The organism is Actinomadura sp. 3N407, assembly GCF_052245875.1.
Classification (GTDB): Bacteria; Actinomycetota; Actinomycetes; order Streptosporangiales; family Streptosporangiaceae; genus Spirillospora.
In genome coordinates this window covers 559,693-586,649 of the sequence record NZ_JBQQBP010000005.1, presented here as the reverse complement: position 1 = coordinate 586,649, position 26,957 = coordinate 559,693, and the positions used below count along the sequence as shown (strand labels likewise).

The 26,957-nt window shown below is 73.8% G+C and carries 22 protein-coding genes; 7 read left to right on the top strand and 15 right to left on the bottom strand.

Annotation, left to right across the window (positions count from 1 at the left end; translation table 11 throughout):
* Positions 1-19 precede the first annotated feature (19 nt).
* The 4 genes from ACTWPP_RS16340 to ACTWPP_RS16325 form a co-directional block, all read right to left on the bottom strand.
* Positions 20-763, bottom strand: a complete 744-nt coding sequence (locus ACTWPP_RS16340) for a DUF899 family protein (RefSeq protein ID WP_443105084.1) — start codon at positions 761-763, stop codon at positions 20-22.
* 89 nt (positions 764-852) lie between these two features.
* Complete coding sequence (locus ACTWPP_RS16335) at positions 853-2,073, bottom strand: RNA polymerase sigma factor (RefSeq protein WP_443105083.1); 1,221 nt, start codon at positions 2,071-2,073, stop codon at positions 853-855.
* Positions 2,070-2,405: a YciI family protein gene (locus ACTWPP_RS16330; protein WP_443105082.1), complete on the bottom strand. Its 336-nt coding sequence runs from the start codon at positions 2,403-2,405 to the stop codon at positions 2,070-2,072. The genes ACTWPP_RS16335 and ACTWPP_RS16330 overlap by 4 nt, the downstream gene beginning before the upstream one ends.
* 60 nt (positions 2,406-2,465) lie before the next feature.
* The gene (locus tag ACTWPP_RS16325) at positions 2,466-5,105 is read right to left on the bottom strand and encodes a phosphoenolpyruvate carboxylase (protein ID WP_443105081.1); all 2,640 of its coding nucleotides are present in this window, start codon (positions 5,103-5,105) and stop codon (positions 2,466-2,468) included.
* A gap of 96 nt (positions 5,106-5,201) precedes the next feature.
* Between ACTWPP_RS16325 and ACTWPP_RS16320 the strand changes: the two genes are divergently transcribed.
* From ACTWPP_RS16320 to ACTWPP_RS16305, 4 genes are all read left to right on the top strand, one after another.
* Complete coding sequence (locus tag ACTWPP_RS16320) at positions 5,202-6,794, top strand: acyl-CoA carboxylase subunit beta (RefSeq protein ID WP_443105080.1); 1,593 nt, start codon at positions 5,202-5,204, stop codon at positions 6,792-6,794.
* Positions 6,795-6,824: 30 nt separating this feature from the next.
* On the top strand, positions 6,825-7,079 hold the full coding sequence (locus tag ACTWPP_RS16315; RefSeq protein WP_443105079.1) for an acyl-CoA carboxylase subunit epsilon: 255 nt from the start codon (positions 6,825-6,827) through the stop codon (positions 7,077-7,079).
* A gap of 92 nt (positions 7,080-7,171) precedes the next feature.
* Positions 7,172-8,224: an NYN domain-containing protein gene (locus ACTWPP_RS16310; RefSeq protein ID WP_443105078.1), complete on the top strand. Its 1,053-nt coding sequence runs from the start codon at positions 7,172-7,174 to the stop codon at positions 8,222-8,224.
* Positions 8,225-8,332: 108 nt separating this feature from the next.
* Positions 8,333-9,553 carry a hypothetical protein gene (locus ACTWPP_RS16305; RefSeq protein WP_443105077.1) on the top strand — a complete coding sequence of 407 codons (1,221 nt, stop codon included), beginning with the start codon at positions 8,333-8,335 and terminating at the stop codon, positions 9,551-9,553.
* Here the strand turns inward: ACTWPP_RS16305 and ACTWPP_RS16300 are convergent.
* The 11 genes from ACTWPP_RS16300 to ACTWPP_RS16250 all read right to left on the bottom strand — a co-directional run bounded on the left by ACTWPP_RS16300 (position 9,550) and on the right by ACTWPP_RS16250 (position 20,507).
* Positions 9,550-12,642 carry a BTAD domain-containing putative transcriptional regulator gene (locus ACTWPP_RS16300; RefSeq protein ID WP_443105076.1) on the bottom strand — a complete coding sequence of 1,031 codons (3,093 nt, stop codon included), beginning with the start codon at positions 12,640-12,642 and terminating at the stop codon, positions 9,550-9,552. The genes ACTWPP_RS16305 and ACTWPP_RS16300 overlap by 4 nt on opposite strands.
* Before the next feature lie 64 nt (positions 12,643-12,706).
* The gene (locus ACTWPP_RS16295; RefSeq protein WP_443105075.1) at positions 12,707-13,147 is read right to left on the bottom strand and encodes a TadE/TadG family type IV pilus assembly protein; all 441 of its coding nucleotides are present in this window, start codon (positions 13,145-13,147) and stop codon (positions 12,707-12,709) included.
* Positions 13,144-13,593: a TadE/TadG family type IV pilus assembly protein gene (locus ACTWPP_RS16290; protein WP_443105074.1), complete on the bottom strand. Its 450-nt coding sequence runs from the start codon at positions 13,591-13,593 to the stop codon at positions 13,144-13,146. Before ACTWPP_RS16290 ends, ACTWPP_RS16295 begins: the two co-directional genes overlap by 4 nt.
* A complete protein-coding gene (locus ACTWPP_RS16285; RefSeq protein WP_443105073.1) occupies positions 13,590-13,982 on the bottom strand; it encodes a TadE/TadG family type IV pilus assembly protein in 393 nt (130 codons plus the stop codon). The genes ACTWPP_RS16290 and ACTWPP_RS16285 overlap by 4 nt, the downstream gene beginning before the upstream one ends.
* Positions 13,983-14,038: 56 nt before the next feature.
* Entirely contained in the window at positions 14,039-14,260 is a 222-nt protein-coding gene (locus ACTWPP_RS16280) for a Flp family type IVb pilin (protein ID WP_443105072.1), read from the bottom strand.
* A gap of 39 nt (positions 14,261-14,299) precedes the next feature.
* Entirely contained in the window at positions 14,300-15,217 is a 918-nt protein-coding gene (locus tag ACTWPP_RS16275; protein WP_443105071.1) for a type II secretion system F family protein, read from the bottom strand.
* Complete coding sequence (locus tag ACTWPP_RS16270; RefSeq protein ID WP_443105070.1) at positions 15,214-16,206, bottom strand: type II secretion system F family protein; 993 nt, start codon at positions 16,204-16,206, stop codon at positions 15,214-15,216. Before ACTWPP_RS16270 ends, ACTWPP_RS16275 begins: the two co-directional genes overlap by 4 nt.
* 34 nt (positions 16,207-16,240) lie before the next feature.
* Entirely contained in the window at positions 16,241-17,542 is a 1,302-nt protein-coding gene (locus ACTWPP_RS16265) for a CpaF family protein (RefSeq protein WP_443105069.1), read from the bottom strand.
* Positions 17,543-18,622, bottom strand: coding sequence for a hypothetical protein (locus ACTWPP_RS16260; RefSeq protein WP_443105068.1), 1,080 nt, complete (start codon positions 18,620-18,622; stop codon positions 17,543-17,545).
* A 2-nt stretch (positions 18,623-18,624) separates the two neighbouring features.
* Positions 18,625-19,566 carry a hypothetical protein gene (locus ACTWPP_RS16255; protein ID WP_443105067.1) on the bottom strand — a complete coding sequence of 314 codons (942 nt, stop codon included), beginning with the start codon at positions 19,564-19,566 and terminating at the stop codon, positions 18,625-18,627.
* A 236-nt stretch (positions 19,567-19,802) separates the two neighbouring features.
* Entirely contained in the window at positions 19,803-20,507 is a 705-nt protein-coding gene (locus ACTWPP_RS16250) for a TetR/AcrR family transcriptional regulator (RefSeq protein ID WP_443105066.1), read from the bottom strand.
* A gap of 114 nt (positions 20,508-20,621) precedes the next feature.
* On the opposite strand from ACTWPP_RS16250, the gene ACTWPP_RS16245 reads away from it, so the two are divergent.
* From ACTWPP_RS16245 to ACTWPP_RS16235, 3 genes are all read left to right on the top strand, one after another.
* The gene (locus ACTWPP_RS16245; protein ID WP_443105065.1) at positions 20,622-21,110 is read left to right on the top strand and encodes an SRPBCC domain-containing protein; all 489 of its coding nucleotides are present in this window, start codon (positions 20,622-20,624) and stop codon (positions 21,108-21,110) included.
* Between the two features lie 101 nt (positions 21,111-21,211).
* Positions 21,212-22,153, top strand: coding sequence for an NAD-dependent epimerase/dehydratase family protein (locus ACTWPP_RS16240; protein ID WP_443105064.1), 942 nt, complete (start codon positions 21,212-21,214; stop codon positions 22,151-22,153).
* 37 nt (positions 22,154-22,190) lie between these two features.
* A complete protein-coding gene (locus ACTWPP_RS16235; protein WP_443105063.1) occupies positions 22,191-26,801 on the top strand; it encodes an FtsK/SpoIIIE domain-containing protein in 4,611 nt (1,536 codons plus the stop codon).
* Positions 26,802-26,957 lie beyond the last annotated feature (156 nt).

Here is a 26,957-nt window from a genome sequence, read left to right as displayed (position 1 = left end):
GGCCCGGACGGCGGTTCCGCTAGCGGGCGGGTGCGCCGAGATCGTCGGAGCGGCCGGCTTCCAGGCGGGGCCACTGGGCGGTGGGACGTCCGCCGGTGCTGAAGAACCCGCCGTCGACCGACCCGTCCCGCGGCCAGCCGGCAGGCGAGTCCTCCCAGTCCTCCTGCCGCCCGTACACGGTCAGGTCCATCAGCGAGTAGGCGATGTCCAACGCCTCGACGCCCCGGCCGTTCGTCCAGTAGGTCTCGAATACCCGGTCGCCGTCCCGCAGGTAGCAGACCAGGTGGAACATGCCGGCCGTGCGTCCGGTCAGCAGGGTCTCGGCCGAGTCCTCGGCGGAGTACCAGGGCATCGTCCAGCCCATGAAGTCGCGGTACCGGACGGTCTCCTCGTAGGGCCCTTGGCAGAACGTCGCGTAGGTGATGCCGGCGGCGTGCAGGTTGGACAGCTCGCGGACCTGCCCGTTGTAGTAGGTGCAGCCATCGCACTGCTCGGCGGCGGGACGGCCGTTGAACCACATCATGTAGTAGGCGATCAGCCGACGGCGGCCTTCGAAGGCGTCCAGCAGCGTGACCGGGCCGCCCGGGCCGATGAGCGGTGTACTGGCGTCCACCTCCACCATCGGCAGCCGCCGCCGGGCCGCCGCGATCGCATCGCCCGCGCGGGTGTGCGCCTTCTCCCGTACCCGCAGCGCGTCCAGTTCGGCCTGGAAGGCGGCCCGGTCGACCACCTCGGGCATCGGCTGCGTCGTGTCGGTGTTCATGGGAACTTCCCTTCCTCCTGGTGGACTTTCACCCCACCGACGAAGGGCACCCGCCCCGCATCGACATCGCCGGGCAAAGTTTTTCTGGATCAGAGTTCGCGGAGGCGTCCGGCCAGGTAGCGGCGCTCGGCCTCGGTCGGCGCCAGCTTCAACGCCTCCTCGTACGCCGCCCTGGCCTCGTCGGCGCGGCCGTCCCGGCGCAGCAGGTCGGCCCGGGTCGCGGGCAGCAGGTGGTATCCGTCGAGCCGCCCGGACGCCGTGAGTTCGCCGACCAGGGCCAGACCGGCCGGAATGCCGTCCGCCATCGCGACCGCGACGGCGCGGTTGAGATCCACGACCGGGGACGGCGCCAGCCGGCCCAGCTCGGCGTACAGGGCCGCGATCTGCGGCCAGTCCGTGCTCGCGGCGTCGGGCGCGGTGGCGTGGCAGGCGGCGATGGCGGCCTGCACCTGGTAGGGCCCGGTGCGCCGCAGGGCCAGCGCCTCGTCGAGCGCCGCCACGCCCTCGGCGATCAGCGCCCGGTCCCACCGGGAGCGGTCCTGGTCCTCCAGCGTGACCAGCACTCCGTCGTCGGTGCGCGTCGCGCGCCGGGCCTCGTGCAGCAGCGTCAGCGCGAGCAGCCCGCGCGGCTCGGGTTCGGCCGGCATCAGCCGGACGAGGACCCGGGTCAGGCGGATGGCCTCGGCCGTCAGGGCCCGCCGCGGGTCCTCCTCGCCGTAACCCTCATTGAAGATCAGGTAGAGCACCGCGAGGACGGCGGTGAGCCGCCGCGGGAGCAGCTCGGCGGGCGGGACCCGGTACGGGATGCCGGCCTCCTGGATCTTGCGCTTCGCGCGGACCAGGCGCTGCGCCATGGTGGGCTCGGCGGTCAGGAAGGCCCGGGCGATCTCGGCGGTGGTCAGACCGGCCAGCGTGCGCAGGGTGAGCGCGACCCGGGCCGGGAACGGCAGCGCCGGATGGCAGCAGGTGAAGATCAGCCGCAGCCGCTCGTCCGGGATGCCCTCCGCCGGCGGCTCGTCCGCGTCGCGGGCCAGCACCGCGAGCTGGCGCAGCTTGGCCGCCCCCGCGGCGTCGCGGCGCAGCCGGTCGATCGCGCGGTTGCGGGCCGCCGTCGTCAGCCAGGCGCCCGGACGGCGCGGGACACCGTCGCGCGGCCAGCTCGCCAGTGCGGCGGCGAACGCGTCCTGCGCGCAGTCCTCGGCCAGGTCCCAGTCCCCCGTCAAGCCGATCAGGGTCGCGACCACCTGGCCCCACTCGTCCCGGTACGCCGCGTCGACCGCCGCCCGGACGCGGTCGCCGGGCGCGGTCATTCCCAGACGGGGCGGATCTCGACGCCGCCCCAGCGCGCGTAGGGATGCCCCGCGGCGATCTCGATCGCCTCGTCCAGGTTCTCGCATTCGACGATCACGAAGCCGCCGACGAAGTCCTTGGTCTCGGCGAACGGCCCGTCCGAGACCAGGGTCTCGTCGTCGCGGACCCGGACCGTGGTCGCGTCCACCACCGGACGCAGCCGCTCACCGATGATCTCGGCACCGCGCCGCTCCAGGTCCGCGCTCCAGGCCTGGTGCACCGGGTCGGCCGCGAGTTCCTCGTTGGTCGGCGAGACCGTCTCGTCGTCGCAGATCAGCAGCACATACCTCATGCGGCCGATTCTGCCCGACCCGGCCCTTCCCGGGACCGCCGTCCTAGGCGAGTCCGGTCATCATCCGGTGTTCTGGAGGCCGGCGGCGACGCCGTTCACCGACAGGAGCAGCAGGGCTTCCAGGTGGGTGCGCTCCTCGTCGTCGGTGACGCCGGCGCGGAGGGCGGTCAGGGCGCGGAGCTGGAGGTGGGACAGGGCGTCCACGTACGGGTTGCGCAGTTCGACCGCTCGGGAGAGGACGCGGCGGTTCTCCAGGAGGCGTTCGTGGCCCGTGACCGCCAGGACTAGGCGGCGGGTGCGGTCGTACTCGGCCAGGACGGTCTCGGAGAGTTCGGGGCGTTCTCCCAGGGCCAGGTAGCGTTCGGCGATCGCGCGGTCGGACTTGGCCAGGCTCATCTCGGCGTTGTCGAGGAGCGTGTTGAACAGCGGCCATGCCTCGTACGCGTCGCGGAGTTCGGCCAGGTCTTCGCCGCCGTCGGACACTGCCGCCAGGCCGCTGCCCAGGCCGTACCAGCCGGGGAGGTTGACGCGGGTCTGCGTCCAGGCGAACACCCACGGGATGGCGCGCAGGTCCTCCAGTCCCTGGGCGGCCTTGCGGCGGGCCGGGCGGGAGCCGATGCGCAGGCCGGAGATCTCCTCCAGGGGGCTGACCTGCGAGAACCAGGCGGCGAAGCCGTCGGTTTCGATGAGGCTGCGGAAGGCCGCCTTCGCGGCGTCGCTGATCTTGTCGGCGAGGGGGCGGAAGCGGGCGGCGGCCTCGCGGGCGCGGTCCTGGACGGCGTCGGTGGAGGCGAGGAGAACCGCGCTGGTGACCTGCTCGACATGCCGCTTGGCGATCTCTCGGTGGCCGTAGCGGGCGAAGATGACCTCGCCCTGCTCGGTGACCTTGAAGCGGCCCGCGACCGAGCCCGGCGCCTGCGCCAGAATCGCCCGGTTGGCGGGGCCGCCGCCGCGCCCGAGGGAGCCGCCGCGGCCGTGGAACAGGGTCAGCTTGACGTCGTTGCGGGCCGCCCACGCCGCGAGGGCCTCCTGGGTGTCGTAGAGGCGGAGCGTGGCGCTGGTCGGGCCGAGCTGCTTGGCCGAGTCGGAGTAGCCGAGCATGACCTCCAGGCGGCGCCCGGTGTCGTTCAGGCGGTCCCGGACGGCCGGGATCCGCAGCATTCCGTCGAGGACGGACGGTGCGCGTTCGAGGTCCTCGCCGGTTTCGAACAGCGGGATGACGTCCAGGACGGGGGCGCCTTCGCCGAGGGAGGCGGCGAGTTCGTGGACGTTGGCGATGTCCTCGGCGGAGCGGGTGAACGAGACGATGTAGCGGTGGCAGGCGCGGACGCCGAAGCGGCCCTGGATCCAGGCGACGGTCCGGAGGGTTTCCAGGATCTCCTCCGTCATCTCTGACTTGTCGGACTTGGCGTCGTTCAGTTCGGCGAGGGCCTTCTCGTGGAGTTCGGAGTGCTGGCGGATCTCCAGTTCGGCCAGATGGAAGCCGAACGTCTCCACCTGCCAGATGAGCTGCTGGACCCGTCCGTACGCCTGACGGGCGGCGCCCGCGCCGGCCAGGGAGTCCTGGACGGCGCGCAGGTCGGCGAGCAGCTCGTCCGGGGAGGAGTAGGCGAGATCGGCGTCGCGTTCGCGCGTCGCGGCGATCCGGGCCGCGGCGTAGAGGAGGAACTGGCGGTGCGGCTCGCCCGGTGAGCGCTTGGCGATCTCGCGGAGATGGGACGGGTGACCGGTGCGGGCGGCGGCGAGGGCGTCCAGGAGGTCCTTGGAGGCGGGTGTGGTCGTCTCGTGGACGGTCAGTTCCCGGCCGATCCGGGCGCACGCGTTCTCCAGAGCGCGCAGGATGTGGTCGGCCTGGATCATGACCGCGTCCCGGGTGATCTGCGCGGTGACGTAGGGGTTCCCGTCGCGGTCGCCGGCGATCCAGCTGCCGAAGCGCAGGTACGGGCGGGCCTTCGGGGGACGGGTGCCGGTGTCGTCGCCGTCCCCGCCGGTCTGCAGGGCGCGGTCGAGGGCCCGGTAGATGTGCGGGACGACCCGGAAGATCGTCTCGTCGAACGCGGCCATCGCGGTGCGGACCTCGTCGAGCGGGTCGAGCTGGGTGCCGCGGCGCAGCGCCGTCCGCCACAGCAGGTCGATCTCCTCGCGGAGGCTCCGCTCGATGTCCTCGCGCTCGGACGCGCCGGGGGCGTCGTTCAGCCGCGTCATCAGGTCGCTGATCCGCTGGATGGCGGTGACGACGGCGCGGCGGCGGGCCTCGGTCGGGTGGGCGGTGAAGACGGGGCGGAACTCCAGGCCCTCGACGAGGCCGTCGAGCCGGCCGTCGGTGGAGGCGCGGATGTGCTGGACGGTGGCGGCCACGGAGCCGGGGACGGTGTCGCCGGTGTCGCGTTCCCGCAGCGTCCGGATGCGGTGGTGCTCCTCCGCCAGGTTCGTCAGGTGGAAGTACACGGTGAACGCGCGGGCCACCTGCTCGGCACGTTCCAGCGTCCAGCCGTCGACGATGGCGGCGACGTCCGCGCCGGTCGTCTCGCCGCGGCGGGCCGCGATCACCGCGTGGCGGAGCCGCTCGACGTCGTCCAGCAACTCCCGGCCGCCGTACTCCACGAGGCCGTCGCCGAGCATCGCACCGAGGAGCCGCACGTCGCGGCGGAGCGGTTCGGGCAGGTCCTGCCGAAAGATCTCACGCGTCTTCGTAGCCACCCGCCCAAGCGTAACGAGCCCGGCCGGGCGTCGTTCATCCCGGTGAGCGGCCCCCGCGCGCACCCGCCGTATCAGCGGCCGGTTACTCTGGCCCGCATGGCGACGGAAGCCCCTGAACCCCCGGTGGAGTACGACGTCCACACCACGGCGGGAAAGATCGCGGACCTGGAGCGGCGCAGGTACGAGGCGGTGCACGCGGGATCGGCGCGTGCCGTCGAGAAGCAGCACGCCAAGGGCAAGATGACGGCCCGGGAGCGGATCGACGCGCTCCTCGACCCCGGCTCGTTCGTCGAGTTCGACGAGATGGCGCGGCACCGTTCCACGAACTTCGGGATGGAGAAGAACCGTCCCTACGGCGACGGCGTCGTCACCGGCCACGGCACGGTGGACGGCCGGCCGGTCGCGGTGTTCAGCCAGGACTTCACCGTCTCCGGCGGCTCCCTCGGCGAGGTCTTCGGCGAGAAGATCTGCAAGGTCATGGACCACGCGATCAAGACGGGCTGCCCGGTGATCGGCATCAACGACTCCGGCGGCGCGCGGATCCAGGAGGGCGTGGTCGCGCTCGGCCTGTACGCCGAGATCTTCAAGCGCAACGTGCACGCGTCCGGGGTGATCCCGCAGATCTCCCTGGTGATGGGGCCGTGCGCGGGCGGCGCCGTGTACTCCCCGGCGATCACCGACTTCATCGTCATGGTCGACCAGACGTCCCACATGTTCATCACCGGGCCGGACGTGATCAAGACGGTCACCGGCGAAGAGGTGACGATGGAGGAGCTGGGCGGCGCGCACTCGCACAACTCCAAGTCCGGCGTCGCCCACTACCGGGGGTCGGACGAGGACGACGCGATCGAGTACGTCAAGGCGCTGCTGTCGTACCTGCCGTCGAACAACCTCGCGGACGCGCCGGCGTTCGACGTCCCCGTCGACCCGGCGGATCCCGTCGAGGAGCTCGACACCCTCATCCCCGACTCGCCCAACCAGCCGTACGACATGCACACCGCCATCGAGCACGTGCTGGACGACGGCGAGTTCCTGGAAGTGCAGGAGCTGTACGCGCCGAACATCATCGTCGGGTTCGGGCGGGTCGAGGGCCATTCGGTCGGCGTCGTCGCCAACCAGCCGATGCAATTCGCCGGGACGCTCGACATCGACGCGTCGGAGAAGGCCGCCCGGTTCGTGCGGACCTGCGACGCGTTCAACGTCCCGGTGCTGACGTTCGTGGACGTCCCCGGCTTCCTTCCGGGCACCGACCAGGAATGGAACGGGATCATCCGGCGCGGCGCGAAGCTGCTGTTCGCCTACGCGGAGGCGACCGTCCCGCTCGTCACCATCATCACGCGCAAGGCGTACGGCGGCGCCTACGACGTCATGGGGTCCAAGCACCTCGGCGCCGACATCAACCTGGCGTGGCCGACCGCGCAGATCGCGGTGATGGGCGCGCAGGGAGCGGTCAACATCCTGTACCGGCGCGACCTCGCCGCAGCGGACGACCCGGACGCCCGCCGCGCCGAACTGATCACCGAGTACGAGGACACGCTCGCCAACCCCTACGTCGCGGCCGAGCGCGGCTACATCGACAACGTGATCAAGCCGTCCGAGACGCGCGGGCAGGTCGTGCGGGCGCTGCGGGCGCTGCGCGAGAAGCGCAAGACGCTGCCGCCCAAGAAGCATGGGAACATCCCGCTCTGACCCGACCCTCCCAGGAGGCCAGGAGATTCCGTGACCGCCGACAGCAAACCCTTCCTCCAGATCGTCCGGGGCGACCCCGGCCCGGAGGAGATCGCGGCCCTCGTCGCCGTGCTGACCGCCCGCGCCAGGGCGGCGGCCGCCGCCCGGGACGGCGGCGGGGCGGGCGCGGGCGGGGCCAGGCCGTCCCGCTGGGCGGACCGTTCCCGGCTCGTCCGCAGCACTTTCGCGGGCGAGCAGCGGCCGCGCGGAGCGGGCGCGTGGCGGGCCAGCGGGCTGCCGCGCTGACCTGCGGGCCGGAATCTCCTCCCGGCCGCCGAAGCGATGTGTAACCGCGGTTCACGCCCAGCGGGGGCCCGGCACGAATAAGGTGGAAGGTCATGGCCACCTCGGAGTTCGTTCCACAGCCCGCGCGATACGCCATTTTCGTCGACGCGGGGTACCTTTACGCGGCCTCCGGTGCCCTGCTGCTCAGCTGCGGGTCCAGACGCGAGTACCGGGTCGCCGCCGAGAAGCTGATCAAGGCGCTGACCACCCACGCCGACGACCAGCTGCTCGGCGAGCTGCTGCGGGTGTACTGGTTCGACGCCGCGCCGAAGCGGCAGCCGACGGTGGACCAGCGCGTCATCGCCAACCTCCCGCTGGTGAAGCTGCGGCTCGGCAATCTGAACGCCCAGGGCCAGCAGAAGGGCGTGGACGCCCAGCTCCGTGCCGACCTCGAGGCCCTCGCCCGGCACCGCGCCATCACCGACGCGGTCCTGCTGGCCGGTGATGAGGACATGCTGCCCGCCGTCGAGGCCGCGCAGCGTTACGGCGTCCGCGTGCACCTGTGGGGCGTCGAGCCGACGCACGGTTCGAACCAGGCCGAGTGGCTGGTGTGGGAGTCCGACACGGTCGAGGTGCTGCCCGCCGACTTCCTGCGCCCCTACTTCACCAAGGCCAAGGTGCTGCCGGTGCCCGCGCCCGGTTCCGCGGCCGCCGTCCGCGACGCCGCGGCCGCCGCGCAGCGCACGAGCCCCGTCCCGTCGCCGTCGCAGGTGTTCGCGGGACGTCCCCCGGCGGTCAAGCCGTCGCCCGCGGCCGTCCGCAGCACCGTTCCCGTCCCGGGCGGCGCGACGCCCGCGACGGTGGCCGCGTCGATGAACTCCACCACCGCGACCGACGGCAAGCTCGGCCCCGACCGCGACCACATGCTGGAGATCGGCGAGCATGTGGCCCAGAAGTGGATCTTCGAGCGGGGCCGGGACAACATCCGTGACCTGCTGCCCGGCCCGATCCTGCCGCCCGTCATCGACAAGGAGCTGCTGATCGAGGCGGAGAAGGAGCTCGGCGGCTCCCTGCGCCCCTACCAGGAGGCCCGCACCTGGCTGCGGGACGGCTTCTGGGAGCGCGTCTACCGCGAGTTCGGCATCGGCATCGGCAAGTCCGACTAGCTTCCCCGCGGTTCCGCCCGCCCCCGGGCGACGGCGAACACGTTTTGCGATTGGTCGGACACGAGGAGTCGTCTCTCGGTAGGGTCCCCGCCGTGTAAGGGGGAGACCGTGCAGGGACGTCAAGGAGGACGATCACGGGCCGCCGCGCTCCCGGCGGCCGCGGCCATCGCGCTGACCTGCGGTGTTCTGGCCGGGTGCGAGTCGCCCGTGCCGTTCTACCGGCCCGGGGAGGGGGCCCCGGGCGGGCCGGTGGTCGGGCTCGGCGGGCCGGCGCCGTACCTGAGCGCGCGTCCCGGCGATCCCCCCGGACCGACCGGCGGCGGTGACGGCGGCGTCCCGGTGGCGCCGGCGGGCGAGCAGGCCTACGCCGCCACCGGCCCGGGGATGATCGCACCGTACGCGCGGGGGATGCCCCCGCGGCTGTACGTCGCGCACGGGCGGTTCATCGACGTCATCGACCCGGGCACGCTCGAGACCGTCGGGCGGCTGCGCACCGGGGCGACGGTGTCGCAGGTCACGCCGTCCTGGGATCTGCGGCGGCTCTGGGCCACCGACCGGGCGCACGGCGCGCTCGTCCCCGTCGGACCGCACGGAGCCGAACGGGGCCGTCCGGTGAAGGCCACCGGCACCTCCGGGCTCTACTTCACCCCGGACGGGCGGGACGCGCTGGTCCTGGCCCGCTGGCCCCGCCGCGTCGACGTCCGCGACCCGGACACGATGCGGCGGAGGGCGTCGGTGCCGATGCCGTGCACCGCCGGGCACGCCGACTTCACGCTGGACGGGTCGTCGCTCGTGGCGACCTGCACGTCCGCCGGCGCGCTCGCCCGCGTGGACATCGCGGGCCGCAGCGTCTCCGGGACGATCCGGCTGCCGGAGGGGGCGCGCCCCGGGGATCTGCGGCTGTCGCCGAGCGGCGCCTTGTTCTACGTGGCCGACTCCGTCAAGGGCGGTGTCTGGCTCATCGACGCCGAACGGTTCGCCGTGCTGGGGTTCGTCCGTACCTCGCCGGGCGCGCGTGGCCTGTCGATCAGCCGGAACGCGCGCCGCCTGTTCGTGGTGGGCGGCGGCACCCTCGCCGCCGTCGAGTTCGGGACCCGCCGGGTCACGTCCCGCTGGCCGCTGCCCGGCGCCGGCTCACCGATCCCGGGCGGGGTGTCGTCGGACGGGACGGCGCTGTGGCTCGCCGACCCCGCCGGCCTCGTCTACGCCGTGTCCACCCGCACCGGGCGGGTCGTGCGGAAGGTCAGGGTCGGGGGGCGCCCGGCGGGGCTGCGCGTCCATCCGCAGCCGGGCCGGTACTCGCTGGGCGGCACCGGCCTGTACCGCTAGCGCGTGCCGACCCGGTGCCAGCCGGGGACGAGTTCCTCCACCAGCGCCTCCGTCTCGGGCTGCAGCTGGTCGAACCGCGGGTCCCGTCCGAGGCGGCCGCGCAGCTCGTCGACGGCGACCTGCACCTGCGCGACGTCGCCGGTGGCGTGGGTCGCGCGGAGCAGGTCGCGCCACAGGCCCTCGTCCTCGGGCGCGAGCCGCAGCCCGGCGCGTGCCGCTCCGACCGCGCCGCGCGCGTCCCCCTCGTCCAGGCGCAGCACGACGAGCCGGTGCGCGACGTCGACGACCCGCGCGGACGCCTCGTACTCCAGGTCGTGGTCGGCCAGCCAGGCGTACTGGCCGCGCGGCCGGTCGGCGAGGAGCGGGCCGCGGACGTGGTCCAGCGCGTACGCCATGTAGGCGGTCTCGGACGCGGGCTCGGCCGCCGACCGCCACACCAGCCAGCGGAAAACGTTGAGGTCGACCCGCACCTCCGAGCCGAGCCTGATCCGGCCGCGCTCGTCGTAGTACAGGTTCGGGCGGCCCCGCGCGTCGCGGCCGAGCCAGTCCGACACGCGCGCCACGCACGCGTCGCGGACGCCGGTGCTCGCGCCACGCGGCCAGATCGCGCCGGACAGCACCGTCGGGTGGACGCCCTCCGGATGCGCCGCCAGGTACACGAGGAGTTCGGTGCAGAGCGCGCGGCGGCTCTCGTCCATCGGCCCGGACGCGTCGACCTCGATCGGGCCGAGCAGCCGGATGTCGACCGACGACTGCCGCGCGGTCGGCGGTTCCGGCCCGCCGGCGAGGCCCGGCAGGTCGACGGAGTCGAGCCGCCCCGCCGTCCGGAACAGTTCGAACACGCCGCGGTAGTCGTCGTCGGGGACGAGCTGCGCGTCGACGTCGAAGCCGAGGACCCCGGCGTGGAGGCGGCCGTCCTCGTCGACGTCCCAGGTCCAGGTGGCGCCCTGCACGTCGCCGGGGACGAGGTACCCGGCGGCCATCCGGGTGCCGGTGCGGGCGAGCGCGACGAGCCGGTCCGCCTCCCGCTCCGACGGCCGGTCCGCCATGATCAGGTAGTGCGGCATCCACGCCTCGCCGAACACGCCGCGGCAGCGGCCGGTGAGCACCGAGTCGACGCCGGACGCGGCGAGCGCCTGCCGGACCTCCTCGCTGCGTCCCTCCAGCTCCGGCAGCGCGTCCGCGAGCGTCGGCACGGACCGGATCCGGTCGGGCGCGATCTCCGTCAGACCCTCGCCGAGTTCCCCGCCGAACCCGACGAGCGTGATCCGCATGTGGTCGGACCAGCGGTTGGTGGCCAGTTCCATCGCGACCGCGGACAGCACCGCCCGGCGGGTGTCCTCGGCGCCGCGCAGCGCGATGAGGCCGTGCGCGGCCTCCAGGTCGACGAGGATGCGGCCGTTGTCGTTGGTGCCGATCGACACCAGGCCCGGGTAGGGGGCGAGGACGTCGCCGAGGTCGGCCGCCTCCAGCCCGGCCAGCGCGTCGCCGTGCAGCCGCCACACCTGGCCGTCGTCGAACGCCTGCCACGGCGCGGGCGGGTTCCGGTCGGCGGGCGCGATCCACAGGTCGAGGCTGCCCTGGCCGGATGGGGAGTCGCCGATGTGCACCCCGTACACGGTCGGCAGGGCGCGGCCGCCCGCCGCCATCGACTTCGACAGGTGCCGCAGCCCGAGGTCGAGCAGCCGGACGGCCTCGTCGTCGGCGCCGAGCCGCAGCGCCCGCTCCGCCTGGGCCGCCTCCCCGTCCGGCCGGGCGACCATGGTCCCGAACGCGCGGTGCCACAGCTGGACGCGGCGGCGGCGGCCGAGGACGCCGAGCAGCCCGGCGGCGAGCAGCGACGCGGCCGCCAGTCCGTGCGGCCAGCCGATGCCGAACCCCGCGCCGGTCTCCTCGTGCTGGTCCGAGTCCTGGCCGGGCACGGACGCGCCGCCGCTTCCGGCGTCGCCGCCCATCTCACCGGACGGCCCGCCGTGCACGGGCGGCTGCGCGGGTTCCGGTTTCCGGGTTTCCGGGGTCTGGGAGACCTCGGGCTGCGGCGCGGTCGGCGGCGCCTGCGACACCGACGGCTGCGGCGCCGTGGGCGGGGCCTTCGACACGGGCGGCTGCGGCGCGGTCGGCGGGGCCTGCGACGCCGGCGGCCGGGAGACGGCCGACGGTGCGGGCTGCTCGGGCTTCGGGTCCGGCGTCGGCGCCGTCGGCGCGGGCTCCCGCGGCGTCTCCGGCTTCTCCGGCTTCTCCGGCTCGTCCGGGACTGCGTGCCCGTACCGGAAGTACTCGTCGAGATCCTTGGCGGGGATGACCTTCGCGCCCTTGGCGTCCGCGGGCATCTCCAGGATCCAGCCCGGACGGATCAGGCTCGCGATGGTCAGGCGCGTCCCGTCCGGCTGGATGTGGCCCTTGTTGAGCGCGAAGACCTCCTTGTAGCGGCGTCCCTCGCCCAGGCACTTCTCGGCGATCTCCCACAGGCTCTCGTGGTGGCGCCCCTCCGGCGGCTGCACCCGGTAGATCTTGGTGGTGGCGGCCTTCTCCAGCGGTTCCGAGGCGAGGTCGGCGGCGACCCGGTCGGTGACGACCGTGGGTTCCGGCGCGGCCGGGATCCGGTGGAACTCCTGCGACTGCGTCTGCACCGGCGGCCGCTGAGACAGCCCGCCCGCACCCGAGAACGCCGGCATGATCGCGGTGGTGGCGGTGAACAGCAGCAGCGCCGCCACGACGAGCCGGTGCACCAGCGACTGCGTCCCGCCGGCGAGCGGCACCCGTGCGGGCACGCCGACGCCGCGGATCCCCGCGTACACCTCGACGACCACGCACACCGCGAGCTGCAGCCAGGCGAGCCACACCAGCGCGACGAGGATGGCGATGAGCGAGCCCGGCCCGACCCGCCGCGTGAGGTCCGACACGGACGGCACATGGTCCGGCAGCGGCGAGCCGAACAGGATGAGCAGCGCGGCCGGGACACCGGCCACGAGCGCCGACAGCGCCACGACCGCACCGATCCCGGCGAGGACGTCGCCGGCGCTGCGCTGCCTCTTGACGAGCTGCCTGCCACCCCGGTCCGGGGTCCTCTGCCCTTGCCGCGTCACCATCGCGCCCCTGCCGTTCTCCGGTCCCCGGACGTCGCACACATCGTAAATCCGTTTCGCCTGGGGTTCACGGGGCGGTTCCTCCCGTGACGGGGTGGGCGGTCGCGCTGGAGGTCATCCGGAACTCGCTGAAGCCAGGGATGATCCCGAGCAGCTGCGGCTGCACGGTGATCTGCACGGTGACGGCCACCTCCTGCTCGTCGGCGTCGCACCGGGACGCGGTGACCTGGTCGCTGTAGGCGGCGAGCAGGTCGCACGCGGCGGCGCGGGCCCGGCCGGGATCGAGGACGGGCTCGCCGGTCTCCCGGAGCGCGTCGGTGTCGATCTGGTCGGCGCCGGCGCGGGCGGCCTGCTCGGCCATGTCCGCCGCGCGCTGCCGCGCGTGGATGGCGAGGCCGCCGTCGACGAGCAGCCCGGCCAGCAGGAGGACGATCGGGGTGAACAGGACGGTGTACAGCGCGATCGTGCCCCGGTCCCGGGGCGTTGCGCTGATCGACCACCGCGTCATCGCCCGCCTCCGGGGTCTTCGGCGCCGCCCGCGTCCGTCCCCCGGTAGGTGAAGGTGTCGATGGGGGCGATCGCGTTGCCCTGGAGCCGTTTGCTGCCGGGCAGGCCGATGAACGACAGGTCGCCGAGGTCGACGTCGCAGCTGATCGTCACGCCGACGCGGCCGCCCGGCCCCCAGTCGGACACGTCGGTCTGCACGGTGGGCCCGCCGGAGCACCATTCGGTGCCGGTGAGGCCGGCCGCGGCGGTCTCGGCGGCGAGGCGCTGCGCGGCGGGGGCGCTGCGGGCGATGGACGCGGCGCGGACCGCGTCCCGCGCGGCCCCGTCCACCTGGCTCTTGGCGTCGACCATCCGGCCGGCGCCGGCGAGGAAGAGCAGGAACGCCACGAACAGCGGTGTGACCAGCACCATCTCCAGCGACATCGACCCGCGGTCGGGAACTCTCATCGCGCGGCCTCCGGTTCGCACGCGACGCCCTCTCCGACGTCGGGACGGAAGCACTCGATCGGCCCCTGGGACCGCTGCGAAACGTGGAACTTCATGAACGGGACGACCGCCACCGCGTAGCCGCTGACCTCGACCCAGCGCTGGTCGCCGGCCTCCCCGGCCCGGACGTCGAGGCCGCTCAGCAGTTCCGGGCCGATCTCGCGGACGTCGCCGGCGGCCTTCGCGGTCGCCTCGTCCTGCCAGCCGCCGCCGACGGGCGCGGTCCGCGCGACGCGGGCGCCCGACTGCGCCGCCGCGAGCGCGACGTGGCGGGCGTGGAACACCATCGTGAACTGCACGACGATCAGCATCAGGAGGATGAGGAGGGGGGTGAGCAGCGCCCACTCCATCGACGACACCCCGGTGTCGGACCGGAGCCGCGCCGTCTCGGCGCGGGACCGCCGGATCAGCCGGTGTTGATCGTGTTGGCCTTCTCGGTGACCTTCTTCGTGATGACCGCGCCGATCGTGATCGCGAGCAGCGCCAGGATCGCGGTGATGATCGCCCATTCGATCGCGGACGCGCCCCGGTCGTGCTCCTCCGGCGCGCGCATCCGCGCGATCCGCGCGCCGGCCATGGCGCGCAGATAGACGACGATCGGATCGTTCATCGGGTTGTGGGGACTCATCGCGGTACCTCCAGGGGGCTCTTCGAGCAGTGTCGGGGGTCATGAGGCGAGCACCCGCATCAAGGCCGGGTAGGCCAGGAAGATCAGGAATCCGGCGCACAGGAACAGCTGCGCGACGAGCATCGACTGGGAACGTTCGCCCGCCTTGCCCTCCAGGTCCGACAGCTCGCGGCTGCGCATGGAGGCGGCGCGGGCGGACAGGGACTTGCGGACCTGCGCGCCGTCGTCGGCGACGAGGGCGAGCGCCCCGGAGAGGTCGCGCAGCTCGGCGATGTCGAGTTCCTCGCCGAGCCGGCCGAGCGACTGCCAGGGCGTCTGCCCGGTGATGCGGGCGTTGGACAGGGCGTCGCGGATGCGGTGCATCGCCCAGCCCTCACCGACGTTCGAGGCGGTCATCAGCGCCTCCGGCACGCCGCGGCCGCCGGCGAGGTTCATCGAGACCAGGTCGAGGAACGCGCCGACGACGTGCCGGAAGTCCTGCCTGCGGGCCTGCGCCTCCTGCCTCAGCTGCATGTCGGGGAAGAAGAAGAACACGGCGGCGAACAGCACGCAGATCCACACGGGGACGGCGACGGACGAGCCGAGCCCGAGCAGCGCGAAGTACGCGGCGATCAGGGGGATGAACAGCAGCGCGCCCGCGGGGAGCAGGAACTTCGTCGCGAGGAACGCCTCCAGCGACCGCTCGGTGATCGCGAGGTCGGCGTGGACGGAACGCAGCCTCCAGCCGCGCGACTCGCAGAACCGCGCCAGCTCCCGCCCGAGCCTGGCGCGCAGCCCCCCGACCCGCTCCAGCGTCGGCGACATCCGACCCGCCTGCTGTTCCTCCAGGTCACGGCGGCGGGCGGCGTCGAGCGCGGCCATCCGCGCGGCGAGGCCGGGCCGCGGCGGGAACAGCGCCCGGGCGAGGACGTACAGGCCGAGGCCGACGACGGCGCCGGCGAGCATCGCGGCGTTCACTCCGCGCCACCCCCTCCCGCGTCCATGGTGTGGCGCCCGCGCAGCGGAAGTTCCTGCGGGCCGCCGGAGCCGGACCCGCTGCCCTGCCAGCCCGCCACGGTGCTCGGCACCTCGCCCGGCACGCCGGGCTGCACGGCCCTGCGCGGCTCGCTGAGGAACCGTCCCGGCAGCTCGTACTTCGACAGCCGGCGCAGCCACAGGAACGCCGCCCCGTACAGCGCGACGACGATGCACAGGACGAGCTGGCCGAGGACGTCGTCGTACGGCTCGACGTAGGAGTGGTTGAACACGGCGAGGGCCAGGGCCGTCCCGACGGAGACGGCGACGACGATCCGGACGCTGCGCCGGGTGGAGCGCCGGTCGGCCTCCACGCGGCGCCGCATGTCCAGTTCGGCGCGGGCCGAGTTCGCGAGGGCGCTGAGCATGTCGCGCAGGCCGGGGCCGCGGAGCTTGGAGTTCAGGATCAGCGCGGCGATCACCAGGTCGGCGGACGGGTCGTCCAGGTCGTCGGCGAACCGGCGCAGCGCCTCCGGCATCGGGACGCGGGTGTGCAGCCGGTCGACGAGGTTGCGCAGCGGCTGCTGCAGCGCGGGCGCGGCGGCGCGCTGCGAGGCGGGGATCGCCTGTTCGAGGCCGACGGCGCCCGCGATGGTGTCGCGCAGCGACTCCGTCCAGCCGGCGAGGGCCTCCAGCCGCGCCATGCCCTTGCGTTCCTCGGCGGCGCCGCCGACCAGGCCGTTCCAGGTGAGCACGAGCGCGCCGGTCCCGGCGGCGGCGATCGGCCAGCGCGTCACGATCAGCACGGCCACGCCGACGATGACGGCGACCGCGGTGCGGGTCGTGAGCGTTCTGACGAGGTCTTCGCGGCTGCGGCCCCGGACGGGTCTGGAGCGCGGCGGCAGCCCGCGCAGCGCGACCGCGAGGAGCAGCAGCCCGCCGCCCGCCACGGCGCCCGCGGCGATCGCGAGGAACACGTCCGGCGCGTACATCAGCGCCCTCCCCCGCCGCTCAACGGGGACGCGTTCACCAGGCACCTCCGGCGGACGGGTCGTAGCCGTGGTCGGCGAGTTCGGCGGCGCAGGCGATCGGCGCGGCCGGCACCGCGAACCCGTTGGGCCCGAGCGCGAACACCTCCGACGACATGACCCGCCCGTCCACTCCGGTGACCTCACGGATGCTGGCGACGTAGCGGCGCAGCCGGCCCCCGGAGGCGTACTCGTTGCGTTTCTCGATGAACACGACGAAGTCGATCGCGCCCGCGATCAGCATGTGGGTCGCCTCGACCGGCAGCCGCTCGTCCGCCTGGATCGCGTACGTCGCGATGCGGTTGAAGACCTCCACCGACGAGTTGGCGTGGATCGTGGACAGCGACCCGTCGTTGCCCTGCGTCATCGCGTTCAGCATCGTGACGATCTCGTCGCCGAGCACCTCGCCGACGATCACGCGGGACGGGTTCATGCGCAGCGACCGGCGGACCAGCTCCGCCATCGAGATCGCGCCCTGCCCCTCGGAGTTCGGGAGCCGCTGCTCGAACGCGACGCAGTTGGGATGCAGTTCGGGGAAGGCGTCCAGGCCGAGTTCGAGGGCGCGTTCGACGGTGATGAGCCGCTCGTCCGCCGGGATCTCGTTCGCGACGGCGCGCAGCAGCGTCGTCTTCCCCGCGTTCGTCGCCCCGGCGATCATGATGTTCTTGCGGGCCTGCACGGCGGCGCGGAGGAAATGCCCGATCTCCTGGGTGAACGTCCCGTTGCCGACCAGGTCGGCGAGGAAGACCTTGCCGAGACGGGCGCGGCGGATCGACAGCGCCGGGCGGACCGTCACGTCCATCACCGCCGAGAGCCGCGAACCGTCCGGGAGCCGCAGGTCGAGCTCAGGGTTCGCGGTGTCGAACGGACGCGACGACAGCCCGCTGTAGGCGGCGAGTATCTGGATCAGCTCGACCAGTTCCTCGTCGCTCTCGGCGACGGGCTCGCCCATCACCTCGCGGCCGTCGGCGTAGCCGATGAACACGCGGTCGCAGCCGTTGATGTCGATGTTCTCGATCTCGGGGTCCTCCAGCAGCGGCTGGAGCCGGCCGACCCCGAACAGCGCCGCGTGCACCCCCGCAGCGAGCGCCTCCTCCTCTTCGGCGTTCGGCGGGCGGCGCCCGGAGGTGATCTCGCCGCGCGCGAACTCCTCCAGGACCTGGCCGATGAGGGCGCGGGCGAACTGCCGTTCGTCCTCCCCGGTCATCGGCGGCAGCCCGTTGGCGGCGTCGAGCCGGCGCTGCTGCGCCAGCCGGTCGCCGACCTCCTGGCGGAGACGTTTGACGAGCCCGTGGTCCATCTAGCGCCCCCCCTCCTCGTGCCGTCCGCCCGCCGGGACGTGCCCGGTCGCCTGAGGCCGCTCACTGGCCGGAACCTGACCGTCCGCCGAAAGCCCCTCACCGGCCGGGCCCTGGGGACCGGGCGGGACGTGCGAGCCGGGCGGCGGCGGCCGTTCGGGTGCCGGCGGCCGTTCGGGCGGCGGCCGGTACGGGGACGGGACGTCGTGTCCGCCGCGGTCGTGGACCGCACCCGGGGCCGGCCGGGTGGCCGCGAGGCGCCCGGCGAGTTCGCCCGCGACCTCGCGCGCCGACCGGATCAGCAGCGAGCGGTCCAGGCGCCCGCCCCAGCGGCCCGACAGCAGCTCGGCGCCCTTGGGGTCGAGGGCCAGCCCGCCGAGGACGGTCACGTCCGGCGGCGGGGGACCCTGCTGCGCGCCCGCGTCCATCGGCCGGCCGCGGCCCCGCACCCCGGCGAGGATGCGGTCGACCTCGGCGATCGAGCCGCGGAAGTCGCGCGGGTCGGCGAGGACGAGCACGCCGACGGGCGGGCCGCCGCGCAGCTCCGCCGTCAGCGCGGTGACGCGTTCGCGCAGGTGGGCGACCTGCTCCAGGGTGGCCCTGGTGAGCAGGACGACCATGTCGGCCTCGTGCATCAGATCGGCCAGCGGGGTGCCCGCGCCGAGCCGCCCGCAGTCGGCGATCACGTCGACGGGGTCGAGGCCGGCGAACGCGCGGCCGAGCGGACCCCACAGCCACGTCATCGCCTGCGCCTGCTCGGCGTTGGTGGTCCCGACGAGCACGTCGAGGCCGCCGACGAGCCGCTGGCAGTGCTCGGCGACCTGGTCGGGGCGCAGGCCGCGGCGGGCGGTGGCGGCGAGGCTGAGCAGCCCGCGCGACGGGTTGAGCATCCCGCCGTCCGCGGCGTGGTCCCGGGGGCCGTCGGCGGTGTCGGGGGCGGCGGGCAGCCGGTACACGAGGTCGCCTCCCGCCTGGTCGCACTCCGCGACCAGCACGGGACGCGGCCACACCGCGCCGAGCGCGACGGCCGCGGTCGTGACGCCCGGCGCCCCCTTGTCGGCGGCGAGCGCGATGAGTGCCACGGTCAGTTACCGCCCGCGCCCGGACCCGGTGTCCCGCCCTCGCCCGTGCCGCCGCCCGGCACCGGCACGGTGCCTCCGGGAGGCTCGGCGCCGCCGGTCTCCTCGTCGCCGCCCGGGTTCTCGCCGCCGGGTTCGGCGGGCGCGGCGGAGGCCGCCGCCCCGTCCGGGATCAGCGCGACCGCGACCGCCCCGGCCGAGGCCGCCTGTGTCACCTGCGGGGCGTCGGCGGGCAGGACGGCGACGTCCACGCTGGTCTGGTCGGAGCGCAGCCGGGTGCCGCCGAGGTCGCCCCCGCCGCCGCCGGAGACGCCGACGACGATGGCGTCGCGGGCGAGGACGGTCCCGGCGCGCGGGCCGCCGTTCTGCCCGCCGCCGACCGCGTAGAGGGTGACGTGCTTGCCGACGCCGACGCCGCCGGACGGGAACTGGCCGGGCTTCAGCGCGAGCCCGACGATGAGGCGCCCCATCGCCGGGGCGTCCGGGGAACTGATCATGGAGTTGGTCAGCAGCGCGCCCTTGACCAGGGGGACCGCCGCGAGGTGGCGGGACACCTTGTCGCGCTCGGACCAGCTGATGTACTGGATTCCGGTGTCGCCGACCTGGACCTCTTCGAGCGCGGCCGCCGGGATCGGCTGCCCGGCCGCGACCGGCTGCGCGATCCGGATCGCCGGCACCCGCTCGCCGCTGGCCATCACGAGGTAGGCGCTCGCGAGGGCCCCGCCGAGGATGAGCAGCACCGCGAGCGCCGCCAGCGCCGGCTTGCGTTCGCGCGGGGAGGTGGGAAGCCGCTGCCCGCCGGAGGTGCCGAGCCCCGAACGGCCGAACCCCGCCGCGGCGCCGGGCGAACCCGCCGCGCCGCCTCCGGCCGGGCCCGCACCACCTCCGGCCGAGCCCGTTCCGCCTCCGGCGAAGGTCGACTGGTTGGACTTCATCGCGCTGCCCACGCGCTCCTTCCCGCCCCTCCGCGGACCCGTTTCCCGGGATCCGCGCATCACCGAGCGATCCATGCTTGCGGGGGCGGCAAGGTCACGTCAATGGATTCGGTGAATGCAAGCCGTTCCATATCCGGGCATACCCCGATGACCTGCGAATTCGTTGATCACCGGGTTGCTTACCACCAGTCACATCCGTCACTGACCACATCCTGGACGACTCCGGACGCGCGCCGGGGCCCGAAGGATCACGGTTTCAGGCCGGCGAGACCCGCCAGCAGGGTCATGCTGTGGTCGAAGTAGCCGGCCCGGTCGTCCTCCAGCACGTTGTTGAACTGCCCGAACAATTCAAAGCTGACCGTTCCATACAAACCGGCCCATGCCGTGAGGGAACGAATGATCACGTCATCCGGGACGTCCATGGAGACCGCGGTGCGCACGCGACCCAGGTCCGCGGCGATCGAGGGCGGCGGCGCCGGGATGGGCGCGGCCGGATCGATGGCGCCGGCCGCGTACGCCTCGCTGATGATCCGCGCGAGTACGACCGTGTCGCGCATGGCCGCGGAGACGGTGTCCTCCGGCGCCTTGTAGCCGGGGACGGGCGACCCGTACAGCAGTGCGTACTCGTGCGGGTGCGCGAGCGCCCATTCCCGGACGGCCCTGCACACCGCGAGCCACCGTCCGGCGAAGTCGTCCGCGCGCGTTTCGGCGTCGGCGTTCTCCACCGCCTCGCCGACGGCGTTGTACCCGTCGATGATCAGCGCGGTGAGCAGGTCGTCGCGGCTCGAGAAGTACCGGTAGATCGCCGAGGACACCATGCCCATCTCGCGGGCGACCGCGCGCAGGGACAGTCCCGTCGCCCCCTCGGTGGCCAGCTGCCGCCTGGCGATCTCCGTGATCTCGCGGATCAGCTCCGCCCTGACTCGTTCCCGTGCCGTACGACCCGCGCTCATGAGGCCAGGCTAGCAGAGCGTCGCACCAATTCGAGAGCACCGCTCTTGACAACGCCGCTCTCAAGAGAGAGCATTGCTCTCGAAGCGGAGCATTGAACACACGGAGGGATCCCCATGGCCGCCAGGAAACTCGCGACGCTGCACGAGGAGTACGCGCTGCGCGGACGGATCGACGAGAGCGCGCCCGTCACCAGCTCGTCCGACATCGTCATCGACGCCCCGGTGCAGGAGGTCTGGGACGTCCTCGCCGACCTGCGCCGCTGGGAGGCCTGGGCGCCCGGCTTCCGCATCCGCGCGCTGGACGCCGTGGAGCCGGGCCGGGAGTTCCGCTGGACGCAGAACGGCACGCCGCTGCGCTCCCGGTTCGCCGTGGTCGACCCCGGCCGGGAGCTGAGCTGGACGGGCGGTTCCCTCGGCCTCTACCGGGCCGTCGACCGCATGGTCCTGACCGCGGAGGACGGACGCACCCGGGTGACCCTCCAGGAATCGCTCGCCGGCCCGCTGGTCCGCCAGGTCTTCGGGGCGCGCAAGCTGCGCGCGGCCCACGAGACCCGCCTGAAGGCCCTCAAAGCCCACGTCGAAACACCCCGCCGCACACGTTGACCTGCGACGTGTCGTTCAAATGAGACCGCTGAAAGGGCGACACACCGCAATCCAGAAGAAGCACCCGATCAACCGAACGCAACGGAAGACAGGAGAACGACATGGGCAAGCACGTGATCGTCGGGGCCGGGCAGGTCGGCGCGCATCTCGCCGAGCGGCTCACCGGGCGCGGGCACGACGTCGTCGTCGTGACCCGGTCCGGGTCGGGGCCCGAAGGAGTCCGGCGGGTCGCCGCCGATGTCGCCGACCGGCGCCGGCTGACCGAGATCGCCGAGGGGGCCGACGCGCTCTACAACTGCGTCAACCCGCGCTACCACCGCTGGGCGCAGGACTGGCCGCCGATGGCCTCGTCCTTCCTCGGCACGGCCGAGGAGACCGGAGCCGTCCTGGTCACGCTGAGCTGCCTGTACGGGTACGGGCCGGTGGACGGGCCGATGACCGAGGACCTGCCGCTCGCGGCGACCGGCACCAAGGGCCGGGTACGGGCCAAGATGTGGCAGGACGCGATCGCCGCGCACCGGGCGGGCCGCGTGCGGGTCACCGAGCTGCGCGGCTCCGACTACTACGGCCCCCGGAGCACCGACCAGGCGTACATCGGTGAGGCCCGGTTCGTGAAGCCGCTGCTGGCGGGCAAGCGGGTGCCGTACCTGAGCGACCCGTCCGTCCCGCACGCCTGGACGTACCTGCCGGACGTCGCGGAGGCCCTCGCCATCGCCGGGACGGACGAGCGGGCGTGGGGGCGGGCGTGGCACGTCCCGACCGGACCGGCCGTCTCCACGCTGGACGTCGCCGAGCGGCTGTGCGACATCGCCGGCGCGCCGGCACCGCGCGTGTACGAGCTGCCGCGTCCCGTCTTCAACGCGCTCGGGCTGGTCTCGCCGATGATGAAGGAGCTGCGGGAGACCAGGTACCAGTTCGACAGGCCGTACATCCTGGACTCCACGGCGTTCCAGTCCACGTTCGGGATGGCGCCGACGCCGATGGACGACGCCCTCAAGACCGTCGTCGCCGCCTACCGGGAACCGGAGGGGACGGGTAACTAAGCTGAGCACGGTTGTCCCGAGGACGTCGGAGGCTCTGATGCGGATCTCGTTCACGGCGCTGACCGGCGGAGGGCCACGCGACGTCGTGCTGGACGCCGACTCCGAGGTCACCGTGGACGGGGTCGCGCAGTCGCTGGCCGCCCTTCTCGACGGCCGGGCGCCGTCGGCCGGGCCGCCGCCCGTCCCGACGCCCCGCTACTCGAAGGACGCCCTGCTCGCGAAGGACGGGCTCGCTTCCCGCGGCCGGGCCCCGCGACCGCGGCGGGCCCTGTGGATGGACGGGCGGATGCTCGACCCGCAAGCCCTCGCCGTCAAGGAACTGCGCGACGGCGCCGTCGTGGCGGTCGAGCGGCGCGCCGCCGCCGCCACCGTCCTCGCCGAGCCGACCGGCCTGGTCGAGGTGCGCGTCGTCGGCGGCCCGGCGGCCGGGTCGGTGCACCGCCTCGGCCTCGGCGTCAGCACGATCGGCTCCGGGCGCGACGTGGACGTGGTGCTGGACGACCCGTCCGTGCCGGCCCGGTCGCTGCGGCTCACGGTCGGGCGCGAGTCCGTCGAGGTCGAGGCGTCCGCGCGGACGACGCAGGGGGCCGCCACGCTGGACGGGGCGCCGCTGGCCGCCAAGGCGGTGTGGCCCGCGGGCGGGCTGCTGTCCGTGGGGTCGAGTGTGCTGGCGCTCGCGCCGAGCGCCGCCCCCGACACGCACCTGGAACCGCTGCCGGAGGGCGGCCTGGCGTTCAACCGGCCGCCGCGACTGAACCCGGCGCACCGCGACCGGCGGCTGGAGGTCCCGAAGCGTCCCGAACGCAATCCGCGTGAGCGGCTCCGGCTGTTCGGGGCGCTGCTGTTCTCGGCGTTCGGGCTCGCCATGGCGTTCGGGCTCGGGCAGTGGTGGTGGGCGCTGTTCGCGCTGGCCTGGCCGGTGATGACGGTCGGCGAATGGGTCGGCGACCGGCTGCACGGGCGCAAGTCGTACAAGCGGTCGCTGAAGGAGTACCACCGCAAGTCCGGCGAGTTCGACGGCGAGGTGGAGCGGCTGCGGCGCGAGGACGAGGCCGAACGGCGCGCGTTCCACCCCGACCCCGCCGAGGTGCTGCTGACCGCGACCGGCCCGCGGCGGCGGCTGTGGGAGCGCCGCCACGACGACCCCGACGTCCTGCACCTGCGGGTCGGCCTCGCCGACCTGCCGGCCCGCATCGAGTTCACCGGCGACCACGGCGGCGGGCGGGAGCCGACCGGGGGACGCGGGGAGCCGTCCCCCCTCGGAGGGCGCGGCGGCGAGGTCCCGGCCGCCCGCCAGGTCCCGGTCGCGCTGCCGCTCGCGGACCTGGGCGTCATCGGGCTGACCGGCCCGCGCGCGGCGTCCCGCGCGCTGGCCCGCTGGCTGGTCGGGCAGGCCGCAGCCCTGCACAGCCCCCGCGACCTCTCCATCGTCGTCCTGTCCGCTGACCAGGGGGCCGGGGGCGAGTGGAACTGGGTGCGGTGGCTGCCGCACTGCGCGCCGCGCGAGGGTGAGGACTGCGTCGCCCTCGTCGGCACCGACGCCGAGTCCGCCGCGCACCGCGTCACGGAACTGGCGATCCGCGTGACGGAACGGCGTCGTGCCGCCCAATCGGAGTCGTCGTTCTTCGGCCAGGGCGGGAAGCCCGCCGATGCCGTCCCGTACAACGTCCTGATCGTCCTGGACGGCGCGCGCGCGTTGCGTCGCATACCCGGGATGCCGATGCTCCTGTCGCGCGGGCCCGAATTCGGGCTGTACGCCATCTGCATCGACGACGAAGAACGTCTGCTCCCCGAAGAGTGCCGTGCCGTCGCCGAGTGGGACCCGCAGTACACCTCGATGGTCCGGCTCCAAGGCCAGGGGCTGGACGTCATCGGCCCCGTACTGGCCGACCAGGTCTCAGCGACCTGGACAGACCGTGTGGCGCGCGCGCTGGCCCCCGTCCGGGACGTGTCACGCGAGGACGCCGAAGACTCCATCCCGCCCGAGGTGCGCCTCCTGGACGTCTTCGACATGCCCGACCCCACCGCCGAGCACATCCTCCAGACGTGGACGCGCACAGGCGGCCGGACCACACGCATCCCCATCGGCGTCGGTCCAGGCGGGCACGGCCCCAGAGACCCGTACGAGATCGACCTCCGCACGGACGGGCCGCACAGCCTCATCGCGGGAACCACGGGCGCGGGCAAGTCCGAGCTTCTGCAGACGCTCATCGCCTCCCTGGCCGTCGCCAACCGTCCCGACGAGATGACGTTCGTCCTCATCGACTACAAGGGCGGCGCCGCGTTCAAGGACTGCGCCCGCCTCCCCCACACCGTCGGCATGGTCACCGACCTCGACGGCCACGCGACCGAACGCGCCCTGGAGTCCCTCGCCGCCGAACTCCGCCGCCGCGAGGAGATCCTCCTCGACGCGGGCGCCAAGGACATCGACGACTACAACGACCTGCGCGTCACCGACCCGGACCTGCCCACCATGGCGCGGCTCGTCCTCGTCATCGACGAGTTCGCCGCAATGGTCACCGAACTGCCCGACTTCGTCACCGGCCTGGTCGACATCGGACGCCGCGGCCGCTCCCTCGGCGTCCACCTCGTTCTCGCCACGCAGCGTCCCGCCGGGGTCGTCACCGCGGACATCCGCGCCAACACCAACCTGCGGATCGCGCTCCGCGTCACCGACCCGGACGAGTCCACCGACGTCCTGGACTCGCCCGAGGCCGCGCAGATCTCCAAGGCCACCCCCGGACGCTGCTACGTCCGCTCCGGCGTGTCATCGCCGCATCCCGTCCAGTCCGCCCGGATCGGGGGACGACGCCCCGGTACCGGCGCCGGCGACCGCGGCCCCACCGTCCTGCCGCTGCCCTGGCAGGGCCTCGGCCACCCGCTGCCCGCACCCCGCGAGGCCGGCCACGACACCACGGGCGACACCACCACGGGCGACGACACGGCCATGGCCACCGACCTCGGCGTCCTCGTCCAGGCGATCGACGAGGCGGCCCGCCGCGCCGGCATCGACCGCCTGCCGTCCCCGTGGCTGAGCCCGCTGCCAGAACAGATCACGCTGACGCCCCGCACCGCCGCCGGCGGCTCCGTCGTCGACGTCCCGCCGGTCCCGTTCGGCGTCACCGACCTGCCCGCCGTCCAGTCCCGCGAGCAGCTCACCCTCGACCTCGCCTCCGGCGGCCACCTGTACCTCGCCGGGTCCGCGCAGTCGGGCCGCTCCACCGCGCTGCGCACCATCGCCGGGTCCCTCGCCGGAGCCTGCTCCCCCTACGACGCGCACCTGTACGCCATCGACTGCGGCGCGAACGCCCTGCTGCCCCTCGTCTCCCTCCCGCACTGCGGCGCCGTCGTCACCCGCGACCAGCTCGACCGCTGCGAACGGCTCCTCACCGCCCTGGCCGCCGAGGTCGCCCGCCGCCAGCAGCTCCTCGCCGAGGCCGGCTTCGCGTCCCTCGCCGAACAGCGCGCCGCCGTCGCCGCCACCGACCGCCTCCCCTGGATGGTGCTGCTCCTCGACCGCTGGGAGGGCTTCCTCGGCGCTTTCGAGCACTACGACTACGGCCGCCTCGTCGACCAGGTCATCCGGCTCCTCCGCGAAGGCGCCGCCGTCGGCCTGCGCGCCGTCTTCACCGGCGACCGCTCCGGCCTCGGCGGACAGATCTCCACCGTCTTCGACCGCCGCCTCATCCTCCGCATGGCCGACCCGAACGACTACGGCTACGGCGGCCTCCAGGACAAGCAGGTCCCCGCCGCGATGCCGCCCGGACGTGCCCTGGAGCCCACCGTCCCGGGCGCGCCCCCGCGCGAATCGCAGATCGGCCTTCTCGGGGACGACCCGTCCGGCACCGCGCAGGTCGCCGTCCTCCAGGAGATCGCCCGCACCTGCGTGTCCCGCTATGGCCGCCTGCCCCGCCGCCAGCGTCCCCTCCACGTGGACGAACTGCCCGTCCGCGTCACCTACCGCGAGGCCATGTCGCTCGACCCCGAGTTCCTCGCCCCGTCCGCGCTCTGGGCCCTCGTCGGCGTCGGCGGCGACACCCTCGCCCCCGTCGGCGTCGACCTCCTGAACGAGGGCCCCGGCTTCGCCGTCGCCGGCCCACCCCGCTCCGGCCGCTCCACCACCCTCCGCACGATCGTCCACTCGCTCCTCGACCCCGCCGTCGGCGGTGGCCTCGTCCCCGTCGTCCTCGTCACGCCCCGCCGCTCCCCGCTGCGTCTCCTGTCGGGCCACCCGGGCGTCCTCGGCCTGCTCACGTCCGACTCCGACGCCGACGACCTCGCCGACGCCATCGGCGACGAGCACCGCTACGCCGTCATCGTCGACGACGCCGAACTCCTCGACGAAACCGACCTGGACGACGCCCTCCGCGACGTGCTCCGCACCGCCCGCGACGGCGAACACGCCGTCGTCATCGGCGGCACCACCGCCGACCTCGGACGCGGCTACCGCGGCTTCCTCTCCGACACCCGCCGTTCCCGCTCCGGCGTCCTGCTGTCCATCGACTCCCCCGACGACGGCGACCTGTTCGGCCTCCGCCTCCCCCGCAACGCCCCCCTGGGCGGCCCCACCGGCCGCGGCCTCTTCGTCGCCACCGGCGCCACCACCCAGATCCAGGTGGCCCTCCCGCCCCCACTGAACACGGACTGATCAACACCCCCGGAAGTACCGCTGGATCACGGCGACGACAGCCGGATCCCCGCCCATCGGATTCACCGCTGCGGGCTGGGGCTCACGCTCTTGCCCAGGGCGGCACCATGGTCGGTGGCGCCCCAGATGGGGCGGCGGTCGTGCAGGAGGTATTCG

Excerpts from the sequence above, each read along its gene's own strand:
- ACTWPP_RS16240 (WP_443105064.1), top strand. The coding sequence starts at position 21,212 with ATGGGCAAGCACGTGATCGTCGGGGCCGGGCAGGTCGGCGCGCATCTC.
- ACTWPP_RS16285 (WP_443105073.1), bottom strand. The coding sequence starts at position 13,982 with ATGGAGTGGGCGCTGCTCACCCCCCTCCTCATCCTCCTGATGCTGATC.
- ACTWPP_RS16245 (WP_443105065.1), top strand. The coding sequence starts at position 20,622 with ATGGCCGCCAGGAAACTCGCGACGCTGCACGAGGAGTACGCGCTGCGC.
- ACTWPP_RS16335 (WP_443105083.1), bottom strand. The coding sequence starts at position 2,073 with ATGACCGCGCCCGGCGACCGCGTCCGGGCGGCGGTCGACGCGGCGTAC.
- ACTWPP_RS16330 (WP_443105082.1), bottom strand. The coding sequence starts at position 2,405 with ATGAGGTATGTGCTGCTGATCTGCGACGACGAGACGGTCTCGCCGACC.
- ACTWPP_RS16340 (WP_443105084.1), bottom strand. The coding sequence starts at position 763 with ATGAACACCGACACGACGCAGCCGATGCCCGAGGTGGTCGACCGGGCC.
- ACTWPP_RS16290 (WP_443105074.1), bottom strand. The coding sequence starts at position 13,593 with ATGAGAGTTCCCGACCGCGGGTCGATGTCGCTGGAGATGGTGCTGGTC.
- ACTWPP_RS16280 (WP_443105072.1), bottom strand. The coding sequence starts at position 14,260 with ATGAGTCCCCACAACCCGATGAACGATCCGATCGTCGTCTATCTGCGC.
- ACTWPP_RS16265 (WP_443105069.1), bottom strand. The coding sequence starts at position 17,542 with ATGGACCACGGGCTCGTCAAACGTCTCCGCCAGGAGGTCGGCGACCGG.
- ACTWPP_RS16300 (WP_443105076.1), bottom strand. The coding sequence starts at position 12,642 with ATGGTGACGCGGCAAGGGCAGAGGACCCCGGACCGGGGTGGCAGGCAG.
- ACTWPP_RS16235 (WP_443105063.1), top strand. The coding sequence starts at position 22,191 with ATGCGGATCTCGTTCACGGCGCTGACCGGCGGAGGGCCACGCGACGTC.
- ACTWPP_RS16295 (WP_443105075.1), bottom strand. The coding sequence starts at position 13,147 with ATGACGCGGTGGTCGATCAGCGCAACGCCCCGGGACCGGGGCACGATC.
- ACTWPP_RS16250 (WP_443105066.1), bottom strand. The coding sequence starts at position 20,507 with ATGAGCGCGGGTCGTACGGCACGGGAACGAGTCAGGGCGGAGCTGATC.
- ACTWPP_RS16270 (WP_443105070.1), bottom strand. The coding sequence starts at position 16,206 with ATGTACGCGCCGGACGTGTTCCTCGCGATCGCCGCGGGCGCCGTGGCG.
- ACTWPP_RS16310 (WP_443105078.1), top strand. The coding sequence starts at position 7,172 with ATGGCCACCTCGGAGTTCGTTCCACAGCCCGCGCGATACGCCATTTTC.
- ACTWPP_RS16320 (WP_443105080.1), top strand. The coding sequence starts at position 5,202 with ATGGCGACGGAAGCCCCTGAACCCCCGGTGGAGTACGACGTCCACACC.